Source organism: Streptomyces sp. MMS24-W38, from assembly GCF_059889265.1.
Map to the genome: position 1 here is coordinate 864,896 of NZ_JCBCPP010000001.1, position 16,100 is coordinate 880,995.

Below are 16,100 nucleotides of genomic sequence, written 5' to 3' on the forward strand. Positions count from 1 at the left end.
CCTCGCTCATCAGCCCAGGTCCAGCTGAATCTCCGCAGTGCCCGGCCGCGTGTCCGGCTGTGTTTCGTTCGCGCGCTGCTGCAGCAGCGCGGCGAACTCGCCGACCGTGTGCACGTCCGCCACGTCGGACAGCGTCAGCCGGTGTCCGAGGCGGGTGTCCAGATCGCCCAGCAGCCGCACCGCCTTCAGCGAGTCGCCGCCCAGTTCGAAGAACCGGTCCTCAACGCCCACCCGCTCGACCCCGAGGACCCTGCTCCAGGCGTCCGCCACTGTCTGCTCGAACTCGTTGCGCGGTGCCGTATACTCGGTGCGGGAGCGGTCCTCGGGCGGATACTCCCCGGCCAGGTAGGCGGCGCGTACGGCGGACCGCTGCAGCTTCCCGCTGGAGGTGCGCCGGATCCCACCGCGCGGCACGAAGACGACCTCCCGGACGGCCACCGCGTGGCCGGCGCTGACCTGTTCACGGACGGTCCGGGCGATGGCCCGGCCCTCTTCCGCGGTGATCCGGCCGGCCGTCTCGATGGCCAGTACCAGCTCCTCCCCGTGCTCGCCGCCGACCGCGAAGGCCACGCACCGGCCGCTACGGATCCGCAGATGCGACTCCTCCACGGTCCGTTCGAGGTCGTGCGGATAGTGGTTGCGGCCGTGCAGCACGATCAGGTCCTTGACTCGGCCGGTGACGAAGAGGCCTTGCGGTCCGGTGAACCCGAGATCGCCGGTGCGCAGGAACGGGCCTTCGCCGGTGGCGAGCGTGGCCCGGAAGACCGACTCGCTCTCCTGCTCCCTGCCCCAGTACCCGCGCGCTACGCTGGGGCCGCTGACCCAGATCTCCCCCATCGTTGCCTCGGGCAGGCGTTCACGCGTCGTGGGATCGACGATCTCGACGCGCTGGCCCGGGCCCGCGCTCGGGCCGCACCCCACGACCAGCCGTGCCTCCGCGCCCGGTGCCGCCTCGCGCACCCGGTGGCGCTCGAGCTGCGCCGCGTCCAGACGGGCCAGGCCGTCGCCGCCGGGCTGCGCCGTCACCAGGAGGGTGTTCTCCGCCAGTCCGTAGGAGGGGTGGAAGGCGTCGCGGCTGAAACCCGTGCCGGCGAAGGCCCGGGCGAACCGGTCCAGCGTCGCGTGGTGAACCGGTTCGGCGCCGGATATCGCCACCCGCCAGTTACTCAGATCCAGGCCGCGGATCGCCTCGGGATCGGCCTCGGCGGCCTGGGCCGCCATTTCGTAGGCGAAATTCGGCGCGGCGCTGACATAGGCGCCGTAGTGCGACATCGCGCTCACCCAGCGCAGCGGGTCGCGGAGAAAGGTGAACGGCGCCATCAGCTGTGCGCGGCCACCGCACAGGAGCGCCATCAGAATGCCGCCGATGAGTCCCATGTCGTGGTACGGCGGCAGCCAGAAGACACCGTTCATCCGGCCCTCGACACCGTAGGCGTCCCGGCCGGCACGCAGGTTCTCCAGCAGGTTCAGGTGCGACAGCATGACGCCCTTCGGCTGCCCGGTGGAGCCGGAGGTGTACTGCAGGACGGCCAGGTCCTCGGGCCGGGTATCGGGGGCCACCCAGGCGTCCGCCGACTCCTCGGGGACCGAGGAGGAGACGATCCACTCCACCGAGGGGAACTCCTCGTGCAGCGAACTCCCCGGCAGTCCCGCCATGTCGTCGGCCAGGACGCAGCTCGGGGCCGCGTCGGCCATGATGGCGCGGACCCGCTCCAGCCCGCGGCTGAGCCGCGTCGCCTCCGGCGGATAGGCGGGCACCGCGATCGCGCCGGCCAGCATGGCGGCGTAGATCCCGATCACGTAGTGCGCGCCGGGCTGATTGAGCACCAGGACGCGGTCTCCGGGGGCCGCGTGGCACTGGATCCGGGCGGCCAGGGCTTTCGCGCGTCGGAACAGTTCACGGTTGGTCAACTGCCGTTCGCGCCAGGTGCGCTGGTCGGTGAAGCGGTCGACGAAGGTGTAGGTGACGGCCTGTGGCAGGTCTTCCGCGTGCTGCCGAAGCAAGCTGTTGAGATCTCGAACAAGGGGTTCAAAGCTCTGCCTCGACACGGCCTGACCCTTCATACGGAGCGTCTTTCCGCTGGTCAGGCTACTCACGCCCGCTGAAGCCTCCGTGAAATCCCGCTGCGGGCCGGTGAAGCAGTGCTGCGCCGCCCGCTCCCCGGCCCCCCGGAAACCCCGCCCAGACCACGGGACCCCGCTCAGATCGCGAGTCCGCCGTCGATGCCGACGACCTGCCCGGTGATGTATCCCGCCCGGTCCGAGACGAGAAACGACACGAGGTCGGCCACCTCCTCGGGCGCGCCGAACCGGGCCAACGGGATCTGCTTGCGGTGCTTGTCCCTCGTCGCGGGATTCATCGACGCCATCATGTCTGTGTCGACGAATCCCGGCGCCACCGCGTTCGCGCGCACCCCTAGCTTGCCGTACTCCTTGGCGAGGGCGCGCGTGAAGCCGATGACCCCGGCTTTGGCGGCGGAGTAGTTCGTCTGCATCACCGAACCGTACACACCGGCGATGGACGACAGCGTCACGATGACGCCCTTCTGACGCTTGATCAGAAACGGCAGGGCGGCACGGCAGAGATGATAGGTGCCATCCAGGTTGGTGCGCACCACATCCTGCCACTGGGCGTCGTCCATCATGACCAGCGGTTGGTTGCGGGTGACGCCTGCGGCGGCCACCACCACGTCGACAGAGCCCAGTTCGACCTCGGCCGCCGCGACGAAATCGCGGGTCTGCGCGGCGTCGGCGACGTCACAACGCCGCGCGAAGACCCGGGCGCCGTGCCCGGCTGCCGCCTGGGCGGTCTCGTCGGCGGCATCCGACCGCGAGCGGTGACAGAACGCGACGTCGTAGCCGTCCTGCGCGAGGCGGGTCACGATCGCGCGGCCGATACCCCGGGAACCACCCGAGACGAGGGCCACGGGCCGGGCGGCCCCGTTGTATGCGGTGGTGGTCACGCGGTGTTCCTCCGGGGTGGGGTGGCGGCACGCCGCCGACTGCCGGTCGGCAGGTTCGCATTCAGCGGCACGCGTCCGTACGCGTCACCTATCGAGGCGGCGGCCGCTGCGCCCCGCCATCGGAAGTGCGCCAGGAATTAATCAATTTGCCATTTCTGCTCGGGCTATGATACCGAACAGCACTGAACCGGCGGTGAATTGCGGCTGAGGTCAGGTGAAGCCGGGCCAGGGCGGCAGGCCGGCACTCCCCGGGGGGAAGTGTCAGTATGATCCGGGGCATGACGACCCCTTTTCCTCGCCCCACGACTCCCGACAAGCCCACACTGGACGGCCTCGAGGCCAAGTGGAGCAAGAGCTGGGACGAGCAGGGCGTATACGAGTTCGACCGCAGCGCGACCCGGGAGCAGGTGTACTCGATCGACACGCCCCCGCCCACGGTGAGCGGCAGCCTGCACGTCGGTCACGTCTTTTCCTACACCCAGACCGATGCGATCGCCCGCTTTCAGCGGATGCGCGGCAAGCAGATCTTCTATCCGATGGGCTGGGACGACAACGGACTGCCCACCGAGCGCCGCGTCCAGAACTACTTCGGCGTCCGCTGCGACCCGTCCCTTCCCTACGACCCGGAATTCACCCCGCCAGGTGCCCCCGGAAAGCAGCAGATCCCGGTCTCACGGCGCAACTTCATCGAACTGTGCGAGCGTCTGACCCTTGAAGACGAAAAGGTCTTCGAGGGCTTGTGGCGGCGCCTCGGGCTGTCGGTGGACTGGCGGCAGACGTACCAGACGATCGACCGCCGGGCGCGCGCCGTCTCCCAGCGGGCCTTCCTGCGCAACCTCGCCAGGGCCGAGGCCTACCGTGCCGAGGCGCCGACATTGTGGGACGTCACGTTCCAGACTGCAGTGGCCCAGGCCGAGTTGGAGGACCGCGAGCGGCCCAGCGCCTACCACCACATCGTCTTCAAGGGGGCCGCAGAGGAGGCCCTGGAAGTCGCAACAACCCGGCCCGAACTGCTGCCCGCCTGCGTGGCCCTGGTCGCACACCCGGACGACGAACGGTTCCAGGACCTGTTCGGCACCACCGTGCGCACCCCCGTGTTCGACGTCGAGGTGCCGGTGCTGCCGCACCGCCTGGCCGACCCCGAGAAGGGCACCGGGCTGGTGATGGTCTGCACCTTCGGCGACACCACCGACGTGATCTGGTGGCGCGAACTCGACCTGCCGACCCGGGCGGTGATCGGACGCGACGGCAGGTTCGTCAAGCAAGGCCCGGCCCACCTCGGCTCACAGCAAGCTCTCGATGCCTACGCGCGGCTCGCCGGTGCCACCCCGCACACCGCACGCGAGCGGATCCTCGAAATGCTCGGCGACGCAGGGGCGCTGCTGGGCCAGCCGCGACACTTCAGCCACATGGTGAAGTTCTACGAGAAGGGCGACAAACCGCTCGAGATCGTCACCAGCCGGCAGTGGTATCTGCGTAACGGCGGCCGCGATGCGGCCCTGCGCGACCAACTGATCCACCGGGGACAGGAGCTGTCCTGGCATCCGGAGACGATGCGCAGCCGGTACCAGTCATGGGTCGAGGGCCTCAACGGTGACTGGCTGATCAGCCGCCAGCGTTTCTTCGGGGTGCCGATCCCAATCTGGTACCGCCTCGACGACTCGGGCAACCCGACCGACGAGATGATCCTGCCGTCCGAGGACGCACTGCCGGTCGACCCGAGCAGCGAGGCCCCACCCGGATTCACCGCCGAAGAACGCGACATGCCCGGCGGATTCACCGGCGACCCCGATGTGATGGACACCTGGGCGACCTCCTCGCTCACGCCCCAGATCGCCGGCGGATGGGGACACGACGACGACCTGTTCGCCCGGGTCTTCCCGATGGACCTGCGCCCGCAAGCCCACGAAATCATCCGCACCTGGCTGTTCTCCACCGCCGTCCGCGCCGAGTTGGAACACGGCGTACTGCCCTGGCGCCATGCCGCCATCAGCGGCTGGATCCTCGATCCCGACCGCAAAAAGATGTCGAAGTCCAAGGGCAACGTGGTCACCCCGGCCGACCTGCTCGACCAGCACGGCTCGGACGCGGTCCGGTACTGGGCCGTCTCCGCGCGCCCCGGCACCGACACCGCGTTCGAGATCGGCCAGATGAAGATCGGACGCCGCCTGGCCGTCAAGGTCCTCAACGCCTCAAAATTCGTCCTGGGCTTCGGCACCAGCCCCTCACACACCGAGGTCACCCAACCACTCGACCAAGCCATGCTGGCCCGGATCGCCGAAATCGTCGCCGAAGCCACCGCACACCTGGAGAACTACGACTACGCACGCGCCCTGGAAACCATCGAACGCTGCTTCTGGAGCTTCTGCGACCACTACGTCGAACTGGTCAAAAACCGCGCTTACGGCGCCACGCCCCAGACCGACACCGACTCAGCCCGCACAACCCTGACAACCGCACTGTCCGTCCTCCTACGCGCTCTGGCCCCCTTCCTGCCATTCACCACAGAGGAGGCCTGGAGCTGGTGGCAGACCGGCTCGATCCACCGCGCCACCTGGCCCACCCCCCAGGAACTCCAGCCCCTGGCACCCCACGGCGACCCCCAACTCCTGACCCTCGCCGCCGAAGCCATCACCGCCATCCGCAAAGCCAAAAGCACCGCCCAGCTCTCCATGCGCGCCGAGGTAAAGAGCCTCAACGTGACCGGCCCACTCACCCTGCACAACGCTCTGCGCAAAGTCCTGCCTGACATCCAAGCCGCCGGCCACGTCCTCAACACCGAATTCCACCCCGCCGACACCGACACCCTCACCTACGAAGTCGCCCTCCTCTGACCCACACCCCCAACGGGCACTACCCACCTGAGCTTGGCGTTTACTGATTCCTTTGGGTTGGCTTGACATCGGCCTGCTGGGTGCTATGCCGGTGGTATGGCTACTGTCCGAGGGCTGACGCCGAAGGAGCGGCAGCGCCGGGAGGACCGGCGGGCGGCCGCGGCGGAGTTGTTCGCGGAGCGGGTGCCCCAGGCCGAGGTCGCCCGCCGGCTGGGGGTGTCCCGCCAGGCGGTGCACCGGTGGCACCGGCTCTGGCGGGCCGGCGGCCGCGCGGCGCTGGCCTCCACCGGGGCGCCGGGGACGAAGTCCTACCTGACCGAGGAGCAGATCCGGGCTCTCCAGGCCGATCTGGAGCGGGGCGCGGCCGCCCACGGCTGGGAGACCGACCGCTGGACCGTCCCCCGCATCCGCGTACTGATCTACGAGACCACCGGCGTGTGGTACGCCTCGCTCGGCTCCCTGTGGCTGCTGCTGCGCCGTATCGGCTTCTCCTGCCAGCGCCCCGTCCACCGGGCCGCCGAACGCGACGAGGAGGCCATCTGCACCTGGCGGCAGGAGACCTGGCCCGAGGTAAAAGCACCGCGGCGGGCCTCGGGGCCTGGATCGTCTTCGAGGACGAATCCGCCGCCACGCTGAACCCGCCGCTGCGCACCACCTGGGCCCGGCGCGGCCACACCCCGATCCTCACCGCCCCGGTCAGCCACAAGAAGACCTCGATGGCCGGCTGGTGCTGCTACCGCACCGGCCACACCCCCCGGCTGCGATACAACCTGCGCCCAGGCGGCCACTTCACCGCAGCAGACTTCCCCGACCTGCTGCGCCGGCTGCACCGCCACCTGGACGCCCCGGTTGTCCTGGTGTGGGACAATCTCACCGGACACGCCCGCGACAAAGGCGTCCTGGCCTTCCTCGACGACAACGCCGACTGGCTGACCGTCTACCGGCTCCCCGGCTACGCGCCCGAACTCAACCCCGTTGAAGGGCTGTGGGGACTCCTCAAGGACGGCCCCCTGGGCAACCTCGTCGCCCGCGTCCTGGACGAGGTCACCACCGCCGCCCGGCGTGCCCTGTGCCGCACCCAGTACCGCCCGGACCTACTGCTCGCCTTCCTCGCCGGTGCCGGACTCGCCCTGGACTGAGGACCGTTGTCAATTCAATCCAAAGGAATCAGTAACATCGCAGGTCACTCGACCTGCTGAGATCCCCGGGAACCGGCGGCACATGACGCGGCCGTTCTTCACGCTTCGAGATGTCGAGTAACGAAGCACGAGAGAACGGCCGCTGCGTATGAGTCTCCCCGCCGAGGCGCCCGCAGGCGAGGCATTGGGCGTGTTGTCCCGCTTTCGGGTCGACTTCTACGACTGCCTGTATAGCCGCGCGGACGCGCTCTTCGAGCTCACCGACGCGGTGCTGTGCGCGGACGGGCCGGTGAAAACCCTGGTCGAACTGTCGCTGGCGGCCGAGCACCGGCGCGGGCACGGCACCCTGTACGCCGCGTTGGACCGGGGCTGGCTGGAACCGATGCGGTTGCGCCGCACGCTGGCCGGGCTGCCGCTGCCGAGGGCGGCCGACGGGCGCATCGTGCTGGCGGTGGACGTCAGCAACTGGCTCCGCCCGGACGCTCCGACCAGCGACGAGCGGCTGTTCTGCCACGTCTACGGACGCGGCGACCGCAGCTCGGACCAGCTGGTGCCCGGCTGGCCCTACTCCTTCGTCGCCGCCCTGGAGTCCGGCCGCACCTCCTGGGTCGCTCTGCTGGACGCCGTACGGCTCGGGCCGGCGGACGACGCGACCACTGTCACGGCCGCCCAACTGCGCGATGTCATCGAGCGGTTGATGAGCGCAGGCCACTGGGCACCGGGCGATCCGGACATCGTGATCGTGATGGACTCCGGCTACGACGTCGCCTACCTGACCCACGCTCTCGCCGACCTGCCCGTCGTGCTGGTCGGACGGCTGCGCTCGGACCGGGTCATGCTCCGTGACCCCGGCCCTGCCCGGTCGGGCCCCCGGGGCGGGCGTCCCCGCCGGCATGGCGGCGTCCTCACGTTCAAGAAGCCCGACAGCTGGCACGAGCCGGATGTCACGACCGCCACGGACACCACCCGCTACGGCACGGCCACCGCGACGGCCTGGGACCGGATGCACCCCCGGCTCACCCATCGCGGCCCCTGGCTGGCCCACGCCAAGGAAGAACTCCCCATCCTGCACGGCACGTTGATCCGCCTGAAGGTCGAGCGCCTGCCCGGCGGCCGCGACCCGAAACCGGTCTGGCTGTGGTGCTCGGCCACCGCTGCCGCACCGGCGGACGTGGACCGCTGGTGGCAGGTGTTCCTGCGACGCTTCGACCTGGAGATGAGCAAGCCGCAGTGCTGTCAAAGTCGCGGTTCGCCGTCATCGTGCGTGTTTCCTTTCCCGTCCGGGATTATCACCGTCTGTTGGTGGTCGAGCCAGGCTTGTCGAGACTGGTGGCCGCGGGACTGCCGGTGGAGCCGGCGGAGCCGTTCGACTTCTGCGGGGTCGGCGTGGATCACCCAGGACCGGCGCGGGTTGCTGAGTTGGCGGGCGGTGACCCAGCCGCGTGGGGACTGCTGCACGAGCAGGTGACACCTGACCTGGCTTGCTGAGAGGCGGCCTGGAAGGATGTTGCAGTGCCCAAGCCGTATCCGAAGGAGTTCCGCGAGGACGTCGTGCGGGTCGCGCGCAGCCGCGAGCCCGGCGTCACGCTGGAACAGATCGCCGCCGACTTCGGCGTCCACCCGATCACGCTGTCGAAGTGGCTGCGCCGCGCCGACACCGACGAGGGCGCCAGGCCCGCAACGGCGTCGGGTGAGTCGGCCGAGCTGCGCGAGGCCCGCAAACGCATCCGGCTCCTGGAGCAGGAGAACGAGGTGCTGCGCAGGGCCGCGGCGTATCTGTCGCAGGCGAACCTGCCGTCAAAATGATGTACCCGCTCGTCCGCGAGCTGGCCGCCGCCGCTGCCCCTCACCGGGTGCCGGTGGCGGTGACGTGCCGGGTACTCAAGCTGGCCCGCCAGCCCTACTACCGGTGGCTGGCCTCACCGGTCACCGAGTCGGAGCTCGCTGAGGCATACCGGGCGAACGCCCTGTTCGACGCGCATCGCGACGATCCCGAGTTCGGTCACCGCTTCCTTCTCGACGAGGCCCGGGCCGCCGGTGAGTCGATGGCCGAGCGGACCGCCTGGCGGATCTGCCGGGACAACGGCTGGTGGAGTGCCTTCGGCAAGCGCAGGAGCCGTGGGAAGAACGCCAAAGCCGGGCCGCCTGTCCATGATGATCTGGTGCGGCGGGATTTCACCGCGGATGGGCCGAACCGGCTGTGGCTGACGGACATCACCGAGCACGCAACCGGCGAGGGCAAGCTGTATCTGTGTGCCGTCAAGGACGTGTACTCCGGCCGCATCGTGGGCTATTCCATCGACGCCCGGATGAAGTCCAGCCTCGCGGTGAGAGCCCTTGAATCCGCGGTGGCCCGTCGCGGCCAGGTCGCCGGATGCATGGTTCATTCCGACCGCGGGTCGCAGTTCCGCTCACGGAAGTTCGTGTCCGTTCTCGCACGTCACGACCTGGTCGGCTCGATGGGCCGGGTCGGTGCGGCCGGCGACAAACCTCGTGCTTCATACTGCGCCTCCTTGGGCTGATTCGATCGGTGTTTCCTCGGGTGCGGGCCGCGGGTTGGGCGGCCGGCCGATGCGTGGCCTGGTGAACTCCGGGCCGGGCAGCTGGTAGAAGTACTCACCCTTGTCGTTGGCGAGGCGGCCGGTCAGCAGGCCGTCGTTGCGCCACTTCTTGACGGTGTTGGTGTGCACGTGCAGGCGGCGGGCGATCTCGTTCAGGCTGAACAGCCCTTCCTCGGCGAGTCGTTGGGGGTGGCTGCGCAGGTTGTAGGCATTCCGGATGTGCTTGATGGTTCCCGGGCCGATGGGCTGGCCACCGCCGCAGACGTGGCCGCGCTCGGTGAGGATCTTCGCGATCTGGCCGTCGGTGTGGTCGTCCAGGAGCTCGTCGACGGCGGCGACGACCTCGGCCGGGGTCTGCCGGATCTGCCAGGAGGCCAGCGGGACGGGCCTGACCAGCGTGTGCTCCTGCCCGCCGGTGAGGCGGACGTGGACGGTGATCTGCTCCGCGCGGACCAGGGTGACGTCGGTGACCAGCAGCCGCACCAGGCGTTTGCGTTCGCGGTCGGGGGTTTCCGGATCCGCCCACAGGGCCGGGAAGTCGCGGGCCAGCGCGGTGACCCGGTCCCGCTGGGTCTCGTCGAGGACACCGGTTTCGGCGGCTTTTGTCTTCTCGTAGGTATCGGTGGCCTCGGCGAGCTCGCGCAGAGCCTGGTTCCAGTCGGCTTCCAAGCTGGTGGCGACCAGACGGTTGTCGGGATCGACAGCAAGGTAGCGACGACGGGCCAAGTCGGCCTGATACTAGGCGCGTTCGACGGTGGCGGCCCGCAGCCGGTCGGCCTCGTCCGCGCGAGCGGCCAGTTCGTCTGCGACGGCGAGTGCCACCTGCACCGCGTGCGGGGTCAGCGCGGTGACCAGCAGTTCGCCGACGGCGACGTCGACGACGGCGCCGTGGACGCGCTGGCAGATCGGGTTGCCGTACTGAATGCCCTTGGCCTGGCAGACGTACTCCGGCTCCAGCCGGTCCTTGCGCTGGTGATAGCGCACGGTCATGCGCCGGCCGCAGATCCCGCAGACCGCGATGCCCTGCAGCAGGGCGGGGCCCTCGCGCGGCGGGCCGTGGCGACGGTCCTTGCCGTGCGCGGTGGCGTTGGAGGCGAGTTTGGCCTGGTTCGCGTCGTACTTCTCGAGCGTGATGTATCCGGGGTGGTGGCCGGGGAAGAAGGCGACCCACTGCTCGCGCGGCAGCAAGCGGGGCCCGCTCTTCCCGGTGCCGGGGGTGGGTTTGTGCTGGTAGCGGCCGTAGAAGAACGCCCCGGCATAGCGCGGGTTGTGCAGGATCTGCAGGATCCGCGAGTGCTGGGCCGGCGCCCACACGACCTGGCCCTTGCCCGGGCCGTGGGCGATGCGGCGGGGCAGTCGCAGGCCCTCGTGGTTGAACGCCTTGACCACGCCGGTGGCCGACCCGGTCGCGTCGAACAGCTCGAAGACCACGCGGATGACCTGCTGGATGGCGGTGTCGGGGTCGAGGACGACCTTGCCGGCCGGGTCGTAGACCAGGCCGACCGGCAGCGGGCTGATCAGCTCCCCGCGGCGGGCCTTGGACAGCTGACCGCCCCGCAACCTGGCCTTGAGCAGGTGCAACTCCGCCTCCGAGAGACTGCCTTTGAGCCCCAGCAGCAAGCGGTCATTGAAATCGCAGGGGTCGTAGAGGCCGTCCTCGTCCAAGATCAGTGTCCCGGACATCGCGCAGATCTCGAGCAACCTGTGCCAGTCGGTGTTGTTGCGGGCCAGCCGGCTCACTTCCAGGCCGAGGACGATGCCGGCGTGTCCCATGCCGACCTCGGTGACCAGCCGCTGGAAGCCTTCCCGGTCGGCGGCCGAGGCACCGGATTGGCCCTGGTCGGTGTCGATGACGACGATCCGGTCGGCCGGCCAGCCCAGCGCGACCGCCCGCTCCTTGAGCCCGTACTGGCGAACTGTGGACTCGGTGTTGTTGATCACCTGCTTGAGCGAGCTCTGCCGGACATACAGGTAGGCGTCTCTGGCGAGGTGGCCGGCGGTCACCTTGGCCGCCGGCCCGAACACTGACTCCATCAACTCCCCTGCTTCCTTATGAGGGTTGCTGCTGGTCATGGGCTGTGGGCGTGGGCCAGCACCATCCGCGACCACACCCGGACGATCTGCGGGTCCAGCCCGATGGGCGTCTCACGCGCTGTCGGCGGGGGTGCAACCGGGCTCCGCGGCGTCGCCGCGGCGGCCAGGGCTGCGGCGACCCGCAGGAATGCGACCATGCCGCGGGCCACCAGCACGCCGAGCCCGTGGCGGTGCCCGCCCCGGCCTGCCGTCTCGCGCAGCCGCTCGTACTCGGTGATGCCCGCCGCGGGGTCAGTGCTGGGAGCCGGTGCGGGCTATGGGCTCTGGCTGGGGGTCGCTCTCCGGCTCGCGGCGGGTCAGCGCGCGCTCGATGGAGCGCGGGTGGACAGAGAAGCCGAACTCGGCGTGCACCTTGGCCGTCAACTGCCTTGAGGTCAAGGATGGTTCGACCGCACGCCAGCCCTCGACGCGCTCCATGACCTGCGCGGTCAGCTTGGTCGGGCCCTTCGGGCCGGGCTTGCCCCAAGCCAGGGCTGACAGCCCGCCGGCGTCCAGGGCAGCGGCGATCTCATAGAACGCCTGCCGGCAGTAGCCGAAGGCCCGGGCGGCCTGGGCGACGGGCACCTTATCCACGCGCACCCGCCGCACCATCTCGTACTTGACCTGAACCACATCCCGCACATCGCAGAACGGCGAGGCGAGGAATGCCTCGTCGACCACCTTCTCCGGATGCGGGTTGAGCGAGCGGGCCGCCGCCAGGGCGGCCACCTTCGGATCCGTCGCCGTCGATGCCACCGTGTCACTCCCTCGGTCCGAGCCGATGTCACCAGGTTCACGCCGACAGGTGCGCCTGCCAAGCCCTCAAGATCGGCGCACGGAGGCGAAGCAACAGGTGGGGGCGCACTCCGGTGGCTTCCTCCGCGCGCCGCCGGACGGCACGGGCACGCGATACGGCGTGGATCAGACGACGCTCACGGCGTCGTCTTCCCGACACCGCGAGATCGGAGCGCGTCGATCAGGCCAGCGGCGGCCAGCAGGTCATCCACCCGGAACGGGCAGCGACCCGCGGCGACCACCACGAACGGATCGGCTGGGTCGATGTCCGTCCACGCTGCAGGCAGCGAGGCCACCTCCCCGTTCTCGTCCACGAAGCTGACCCTGTCCTCGTCCCAGGCCAGACGCCGGTCGACGAAGACGAACTCCCGCCCGCACCACGGATGGAACGGATGCGTCACCCGGATAACTCCCGGCTGACCGTACTGATCGGGTGCAGTCGACGACGTGTGACAACGCGGCCATGGAGAGCTTCTTCGCGCTGCTGCAGAAGAACGTCCTCGACCGCCGTACCTGGGCCACTCGCCAGGAGCTGCGGATCGCGATCGTGACCTGGATCGAGCGCACCTACCACCGACGCCGGCGTCAGAGACGCCTGACCCGATTGACCCCCGTCGAGTACGAGACCATCATGACCCCAGCCGCAGCCCTGGCTGCATAAACCCCGCTGTCACCCGATCATGCAGCAGTCCCTTTTGCTGTAGGCAGCGAAGTGATGTCCCGTGTACCACCAGCAGACGAAGAACCTGCTGGACGCTCCACCCGCGTAATTGAGCAAGGCCGCTTGGCGCCACGACATTCCCGGCAGCCTGCCACACCCGCGTAGCCAACAGACCGCATGACCAGCAACACAAGTCACCTGACGACCTATCAGGAGGAGCGTCAAATGAGCGTAATTCCAGCGTCAGAATATCGCCCGTAACGCCCGCACCGCACATAATGCACGCACGCAAAACTGCAGGTCAGGAGCCCTTTGCGGCAGGCTCCAGGATCGCCACGCACTCCACGTGATGCGTCATCGGAAAAAGGTCCATGGGGAGCACGGGATCCCGCCCGCCTCTTCGGTCCCGCGCTCGAACTCCACGACCGCCGGCGCCCCGTTCTCGTCCAGGCCCAGCGAGTCGATCCGCCCGCCGTGCACCGGGCCGGTGCCGTACTCGCTCGCCAGGAACCGGACCCCGAGCAGCTCCTGCACGTTGCTCTCGACGAGGCGCTGCACAGCGGCCTCGGTATCAGCCAGCCGCAGCACGACCTCCCTCATGCCGCCCTTCGTCGTGCGGAACAACTTCAGGCCGGACATCTTCCCCCCTCCTCGATACGAAGATCGAGAACGTTGGAGAGGGGCGGGATTGTTTCCGTGATGACACCAAGAAGAGTGAGGATCAGGTGGAGGGTTGAGGGCGGGCCGCCAGGGCCCGCCGGTGTCCCGCCGCCGCTTCTGGCACCGACTTCCAACCGTCACACGACAGCTCGCAACTGCTCGTCCAAGACCATCGCCGCCTTGGTGATGCTCCCGGGCATGAGGTGCCTGTATGTGCGGTAGGTGACCTGGATCGACGTGTGTCCCATCCGTTCCGCCACGTCTGTGATGGGAATGCCGTTGCTCAGCGCGTTGGACGCGAAGAAGTGCCGGAAGCTGTACATTCCGACGCCTTCCGCCGGCGGGAGGACCTGGAACAGCTTCGACCACCCGGTATCGCTCGTTCGGTTCACTGAAGGGCCCCTTCGGCCCTCTCAAGAGGTGCCCGTCCTCCGTGGACCCGTGCTCTTCCGCGAATCGTTCGATCGAGAAAGACGTCTTCTTCCGGTCGCTGTTCTCCCCGAGCGTCGCGAAACCGGATGGTGCAGGCGCGCGGGCAACGGCTGAGCTTGGCACAGGAGCAGCCCTTGAAGGAGGAGCTCATGCCGCGAGCAAGCTGACGAGCCGAGGAGTGACACCTTCCGAAGGGGCGAGCGGACCAGCGGACCTGGTCCTGCTGACGCGCCCCGCGGTCGGCAAGGCGGAGATCTCTGCCTCGCCACATGCTGGCTGCTTGCTGACCCGGGGCCACCCAGCATGCGCCTGACCTGCGAAAACGTCCATCCTGTGGATCTTCGGCAACAACATCGAGGACCGCATGGGCCGTCTGCGGTACCTGCTGTTCTACCTGGTCTGCGGCTACGCGGCCGCATACGGATTCGCACTCACGAACCCCGACGCCACCACCCCCCTGATCGGCGCCTCCGGAGCCATCGCCGGGGTGCTGGGCGCCTACCTGGTCCTCTACCCGAAGGCCCGGGTCTGGGTCCTCGTCCCCTTCCTGATCTTCCTGCCCCTGCGCCTGCCGGCCTGGATCGTGCTGGGCCTGTGGTTCCTGCTGCAGGCGGCGTACTCGGCGGGCGCGGGCATCACCGGCGCCGGAACGGTTGCCTACGCGGCCCACGTGGTCGGCTTCGTCGTCGGCATGCTGATCGCCTGGCCCCTCAAACCGGGCACTCCCCCACCACCCGAACCGGCCGGCATCCTCTTCGGACGGCAGACCCGAGGGGGCTGGTAGGGGCCTGCCGTACAGCGAGCAACACGAGAGCGGCCCAACGGAGCGTCTCCAAGGGTAGGTGGGGAGCTACTCGGCGGGGACGGCACAGGGGCGCCTGGACGGGTACCTGACAGGCCAGGGCAACGGCGACTTCGGGCGGCAGACGCCCGAGTTGCGTGTCCGCGTCCCGCCCCTCAGCAAGGTGGACGACATGCTGACCGTTCACGTCCGTGGCCCGGATGACCTGTTCGGGGCGGTGAACCATCGGCGGATTCACCGCCAACCGCAGAGGAGTGCTCCGCTCGCGTCCCGCCAGGTGACGCAGTCGACCAAGTACTCGGAATGCGCAGGTAGGGGCATGAGTCCCGTCGGCGGACACCGCTGAAAGCCGCATCGATCTGTGGCCTGATCAGCGGCGGCGCCAGGGATGCAAGAGCCGCCCACAGCAGGCCGAAAGAAGGAACTGAATGCCCGCATCGTGGGGTACTTAGTTCCCCGTCTGTGGTTGTCCGGCCTGGGCGCCTTCAAGGTGTTGGACGATCTGCCACATGGGAGTGCTGCTGCGGGTGACCAGGACGATGGTGTCGCCGGTGTCGCCCCAGGTGCGATGAACCAGATCGAGAGCCCGGTCGACGCCTGCGGCGGCATCACCCCGAGCGCCGGAGCGCAACCAGGCGCGCAGTCCGTGGTTGTGTGCGGCGACGACGCTCGCGGCGACAGTGCAGGCCCGGACGTCTCCGTCCGCAAGTGTGGCGAACCGGCGCTCAAGGTACGCGGCGAGGGCACGCTCGTAGCGCCAGACCACGGATGTCTCATGGACTTTGAGCGCTGCGACCTTGCGGGTGAGCGCGTACCGCTTCACCGAGAACTCGGCGTTCTCCGCGTACATACGCATGACCAGGCGGGCCGCGCCGCAGGCGCGTCCGACGGGGTCGGGGTCCTGGCTGCCTTCCTCCAGGTACTCGACCATGTCGGCGAGGGCTCTCTCATGGTCAGGGAAGACGACTGCTTCCTTGGTGGGGAAGTACCTGAAGAACGATCGGCGGCCCACGCCGGCCCGGCGCACGATGTCGTCGATGGTGGTCCTCTCGTAGCCGCGCTCCGTGAAGAGCGTGAAGGCGGCTGACACGAGGAGATCCCTGATGGGGGCTTTCTCCTGGTCCTCTTCGGTCGCCGGCCCGCTCGGGCCGTTGTAGGGCTGCTCGCTCATGACATGAAA

12 protein-coding genes and 5 pseudogenes are annotated in these 16,100 nt (G+C 68.9%); 7 read left to right on the forward strand and 10 right to left on the reverse strand.

Going from position 1 to position 16,100, the window contains the following annotated elements; translation table 11 throughout:
- Positions 1-9 precede the first annotated feature (9 nt).
- The gene (locus AC6F7H_RS02820; RefSeq protein ID WP_500754971.1) at positions 10-2,004 is read right to left on the reverse strand and encodes an AMP-binding protein; all 1,995 of its coding nucleotides are present in this window, start codon (positions 2,002-2,004) and stop codon (positions 10-12) included.
- A gap of 197 nt (positions 2,005-2,201) precedes the next feature.
- Positions 2,202-2,963 carry a 3-oxoacyl-ACP reductase FabG gene (gene fabG / locus AC6F7H_RS02825; RefSeq protein ID WP_500754973.1) on the reverse strand — a complete coding sequence of 254 codons (762 nt, stop codon included), beginning with the start codon at positions 2,961-2,963 and terminating at the stop codon, positions 2,202-2,204.
- 278 nt (positions 2,964-3,241) lie between these two features.
- Between fabG and valS the strand changes: the two genes are divergently transcribed.
- From valS to AC6F7H_RS02850, 5 genes and pseudogenes are all read left to right on the forward strand, one after another.
- The gene (valS, locus tag AC6F7H_RS02830) at positions 3,242-5,797 is read left to right on the forward strand and encodes a valine--tRNA ligase (RefSeq protein WP_500754974.1); all 2,556 of its coding nucleotides are present in this window, start codon (positions 3,242-3,244) and stop codon (positions 5,795-5,797) included.
- A gap of 96 nt (positions 5,798-5,893) precedes the next feature.
- The gene (locus AC6F7H_RS02835) at positions 5,894-6,433 is read left to right on the forward strand and encodes a winged helix-turn-helix domain-containing protein (RefSeq protein ID WP_500754975.1); all 540 of its coding nucleotides are present in this window, start codon (positions 5,894-5,896) and stop codon (positions 6,431-6,433) included.
- 8 nt (positions 6,434-6,441) lie between these two features.
- Positions 6,442-6,936 (forward strand): transposase, encoded by a 495-nt coding sequence (locus AC6F7H_RS02840; protein WP_500761634.1) that lies wholly within the window; start codon positions 6,442-6,444, stop codon positions 6,934-6,936.
- Between the two features lie 148 nt (positions 6,937-7,084).
- Positions 7,085-8,152 (forward strand): annotated as a pseudogene (locus AC6F7H_RS02845) (transposase); the annotation flags it as partial.
- A 296-nt stretch (positions 8,153-8,448) separates the two neighbouring features.
- Positions 8,449-9,422, forward strand: a pseudogene (locus tag AC6F7H_RS02850) (IS3 family transposase); the annotation flags it as partial.
- 12 nt (positions 9,423-9,434) lie between these two features.
- On the opposite strand, the gene AC6F7H_RS02855 reads toward AC6F7H_RS02850, so the two are convergent.
- From AC6F7H_RS02855 to AC6F7H_RS02875, 5 genes are all read right to left on the reverse strand, one after another.
- On the reverse strand, positions 9,435-10,223 hold the full coding sequence (locus AC6F7H_RS02855; protein ID WP_500754976.1) for a hypothetical protein: 789 nt from the start codon (positions 10,221-10,223) through the stop codon (positions 9,435-9,437).
- 12 nt (positions 10,224-10,235) lie between these two features.
- Positions 10,236-11,531 carry a recombinase family protein gene (locus tag AC6F7H_RS02860; RefSeq protein ID WP_500754977.1) on the reverse strand — a complete coding sequence of 432 codons (1,296 nt, stop codon included), beginning with the start codon at positions 11,529-11,531 and terminating at the stop codon, positions 10,236-10,238.
- A gap of 35 nt (positions 11,532-11,566) precedes the next feature.
- The gene (locus AC6F7H_RS02865; protein WP_500754978.1) at positions 11,567-11,746 is read right to left on the reverse strand and encodes a hypothetical protein; all 180 of its coding nucleotides are present in this window, start codon (positions 11,744-11,746) and stop codon (positions 11,567-11,569) included.
- Between the two features lie 76 nt (positions 11,747-11,822).
- A complete protein-coding gene (locus tag AC6F7H_RS02870) occupies positions 11,823-12,326 on the reverse strand; it encodes a helix-turn-helix domain containing protein (protein WP_500754980.1) in 504 nt (167 codons plus the stop codon).
- Positions 12,327-12,502: 176 nt separating this feature from the next.
- Positions 12,503-12,766, reverse strand: coding sequence for a DUF5372 family protein (locus AC6F7H_RS02875; protein WP_500754981.1), 264 nt, complete (start codon positions 12,764-12,766; stop codon positions 12,503-12,505).
- Between the two features lie 50 nt (positions 12,767-12,816).
- On the opposite strand from AC6F7H_RS02875, the pseudogene AC6F7H_RS02880 reads away from it, so the two are divergent.
- A pseudogene (locus tag AC6F7H_RS02880) lies at positions 12,817-13,026 on the forward strand (IS3 family transposase); the annotation flags it as partial.
- A gap of 399 nt (positions 13,027-13,425) precedes the next feature.
- Here the strand turns inward: AC6F7H_RS02880 and AC6F7H_RS02885 are convergent.
- Both AC6F7H_RS02885 and AC6F7H_RS02890 read right to left on the reverse strand, forming a co-directional pair.
- A pseudogene (locus AC6F7H_RS02885) lies at positions 13,426-13,665 on the reverse strand (DUF5655 domain-containing protein); the annotation flags it as partial.
- Between the two features lie 158 nt (positions 13,666-13,823).
- Positions 13,824-14,078, reverse strand: coding sequence for a tyrosine-type recombinase/integrase (locus tag AC6F7H_RS02890; protein ID WP_500754982.1), 255 nt, complete (start codon positions 14,076-14,078; stop codon positions 13,824-13,826).
- A 371-nt stretch (positions 14,079-14,449) separates the two neighbouring features.
- Between AC6F7H_RS02890 and AC6F7H_RS02895 the strand changes: the two are divergent.
- A pseudogene (locus AC6F7H_RS02895) lies at positions 14,450-14,902 on the forward strand (rhomboid family intramembrane serine protease); the annotation flags it as partial.
- Between the two features lie 466 nt (positions 14,903-15,368).
- On the opposite strand, the gene AC6F7H_RS02900 reads toward AC6F7H_RS02895, so the two are convergent.
- On the reverse strand, positions 15,369-16,091 hold the full coding sequence (locus AC6F7H_RS02900; RefSeq protein WP_500754984.1) for a TetR family transcriptional regulator: 723 nt from the start codon (positions 16,089-16,091) through the stop codon (positions 15,369-15,371).
- Positions 16,092-16,100 lie beyond the last annotated feature (9 nt).

Bases quoted from the DNA above. Each gene is read 5' to 3' on its own strand.
- valS (WP_500754974.1), top strand. From the start codon at position 3,242: ATGACGACCCCTTTTCCTCGCCCCACGACTCCCGACAAGCCCACACTG.
- AC6F7H_RS02835 (WP_500754975.1), top strand. From the start codon at position 5,894: ATGGCTACTGTCCGAGGGCTGACGCCGAAGGAGCGGCAGCGCCGGGAG.
- AC6F7H_RS02860 (WP_500754977.1), bottom strand. From the start codon at position 11,531: ATGGAGTCAGTGTTCGGGCCGGCGGCCAAGGTGACCGCCGGCCACCTC.
- AC6F7H_RS02900 (WP_500754984.1), bottom strand. From the start codon at position 16,091: ATGAGCGAGCAGCCCTACAACGGCCCGAGCGGGCCGGCGACCGAAGAG.